This is a genomic window from Chitinimonas sp. (assembly GCF_041904975.1).
GTDB lineage: Bacteria > Pseudomonadota > Gammaproteobacteria > Burkholderiales > Chitinimonadaceae > Chitinimonas.
In genome coordinates, this window is sequence record NZ_JAYRLZ010000399.1 from 1 (window position 1) to 2733 (window position 2733).

Sequence of the window (2733 nt, forward strand, 5' to 3'; positions counted from 1 at the left end):
CGGTATGCGGGAACATATTCACCACGCCGCTTGATTTGAGGGTGTAGCCCGTCACATTGACCAGCACATTGGCGTCGCGCGCCAAGGTGGCGGGGTTGCAGCTGACATAGACGATGCGCTTGGGGCCATGCTCGCTTGAAATCGACTTGCACACTTCCATGGCGCCATCGCGCGGCGGGTCGATCAGCATGCGGTCGAAGTGGCCGAGGCCGGCCATGATTTCTTCGGTCATCTCGAACAGATTGGCGACCTGGAATTCGGTGCGCTCGGCCAGGCCATTCTTGACCGCATTTTCGCGGGCGCGCTCGACCAGCTGCTGGCTGCCTTCAATCCCCAGTACCGTCGCGCCCTTGCGGGCAATGGGCAGGGTGAAGTTACCGAGGCCGCAGAACAAATCGGCAATGCGCTCGCCCGGTTGTGGGTCCAAGAGGCGCAGGGCGCGGCCGACCAGCACGCGGTTGATATGCGGGTTGACCTGAGTGAACTCGGTCGGCTTGTAGGGCATGACAATGCCGAACTCGGGCAGGCTATAGCTGAGCTGCGGCGCATCGAGCGGATAGAAGGGGTAGGCCGTATCCGGGCCCTTGGGCTGCAGCCAGAACTGCACCTGGTGCTGGTCGGCAAAGCGGCGCAGCAGCGCCTCGTCGGCCTCGTTCAAGGGTTCCATCACGCGCAGGACCAGCACATCGACATGCTCGCCCAGGGCGATTTCGATTTGCGGCATGCGCTCGCGAATCGACAGATGCATGACCAGCTCACGCAATGGCAGCAGCAGGTCCGACATCTTGGGCGGCAGGATTTCGCAGCGGCTCATGTCGGCGATAAAGCTGGAGCGCTTTTCATGAAAGCCGACCAGCACCGTGCCTTTTTTGGCGACGTAACGGGCCGACAGGCGCGCGCGATGGCGATAGCCCCAGGTCGGGCCATAGATCGGCGTCATCATGGTTTGCGGCTTCACTTCGCCGATACGGCTGAGGCTGTCCTCCAGCACCCGTTGTTTCACCGCCACCTGGGCGCCAGCGTCGGCATGCTGCATCGAACAGCCGCCGCACACGCCATAGTGCTGGCACTTGGGGCGCACCCGCATAAAGCTGTCGTTGAGAATGCGTACCGCCTGGGCGTTTTCGAATGTCGGCTTTTTGCGATAGCTCGAATATTCGACTTGTTCAAACGGCAGGGCGCCATCGATAAAGATGGTCTTGCCATCCACGCGGGCGACACCGTGGCCTTCGTAGTCCAGGGATTCAACGGTGGCGACGGGATTGCGACGGGCTTCGGTCATGATGGCGGCTGGCTGCGTGAGAAAAGCCGCGCATTATAACCGCTTGAGAATACTGGGAAAGCGGCGATGCATTTGCCGGCAGGCGCGCGTTCACATGCGCCGTCTGGCCGGCTCTGAATTGGTGCAAAGCCAACAATTGCCAAGGGTGGGCAACCATGCAGCCGGGCAGGCTGTGATAGATTGCCGCCCTGCGGCGCCGCACCCGGCTTTGCGCCGGCTAGCGCGCCATGCTGGTCCGGTTTTCCCCGATACACACTGGAGAGTAGGAATGAGCAAGAAGATGCGACTGATCGCCCAGGGCGCCTGCCTCGCGGCCATGATGACGGCAGTGAGCTATGCAGAGACGCTGCCGGTACAGATCCTCAGCGCCACGGTGAAAGACCAGCGCATTGCCGGCGCCACGGTGATCGTGCAAAAAAATGGTGCACAGTCGGCTACGGCCACTACCGATGCCCAGGGCATGGTGAATCTGAATACCTCGTTTGCCGATGCCGATGATGCGCTGATCATCGTCAAGAAGCCCGGCTACTCGAATCTGGTGGCCAAATGCCCGTGCAAGGGCATGACCTATGCCGTGAGCCCGGTAATGAAGAACCTGGACGGCCTGCGCGTGGTGCTCAACTGGGGCGCGACGCCGGCTGATCTTGATTCGCATATCGCCTTCCCCGGCGCGCATATCTTCTGGAACCGCAAGAGTGCGCCGCGTGCCGACGCCAATCTGGATGTGGACGATACCGATGGCTTTGGCCCGGAAACCATCACCATCGAGAAAAAGCATGTTGGCCAGAATTATGTGTATGCGGTGCATGACTACACCAATATGTCCAAGCCAAGCTCAACTGCGCTAAGCCGCAGTGGCGCCAAGGTGATGGTATATATCGGCCAGTCCCTGGTGCGCTCTTACTATGTGCCGCGCGATGTACCGGGCAATCTGTGGACGGTATTCCGCATTACCGGCGAGGGTGAGTTCCAGGATATCAACACCATGCGCGGCACCAATACCGATCCGGACCGCGTGCTGGGCAGCGTCGAGAACTACCTTGATGCCGCAACCCGGGTGGATGCACAGCAGGTCAGTGGTGGCGATGCCGACAATGCCAAATCGCTGAACCGCGCCGGCGAGCAGGCCTACCACGCCGGGGACCTGGAGCGCTCGATCGAGCTGTACCAACAGGCGATCAACCTCGACCCGAACTACGGCCAGGCGTATAGCAATCTTGGTCTTGCCAACCAGAAGGCCGGCCGCACCGCCGAAGCGATCTGGGCCAACCGCAAGGCAATTGCCCTGGCCAGTGGCGCGACCGCCGCGACGGTGCGTGCCAGCTCGTATTTCAATATCGGCCGCATCTATGAAGAGGCGGGCCAGTTCGACGATGCGCTGGTCCAGTTCGAGTCGGCCAAGCGTGAGAAGGCCAATCCGGCTTACGACAAGGCGATCGCCCGGGTGAAGG

The 2733-nt window shown here is 61.3% G+C and carries 2 protein-coding genes; one reads left to right on the forward strand and one right to left on the reverse strand.

The window, feature by feature from the left end:
* A partial coding sequence (gene rlmD, locus ACE3OH_RS21395; RefSeq protein ID WP_374358031.1) for a 23S rRNA (uracil(1939)-C(5))-methyltransferase RlmD occupies positions 1-1282 on the reverse strand: 1282 nt, incomplete at its 3' end.
* Between the two features lie 268 nt (positions 1283-1550).
* Here rlmD and ACE3OH_RS21400 point away from each other — a divergent pair.
* Positions 1551-2733: tetratricopeptide repeat protein (locus ACE3OH_RS21400; protein WP_374358035.1), on the forward strand; the 1183-nt coding region annotated here is incomplete at its 3' end.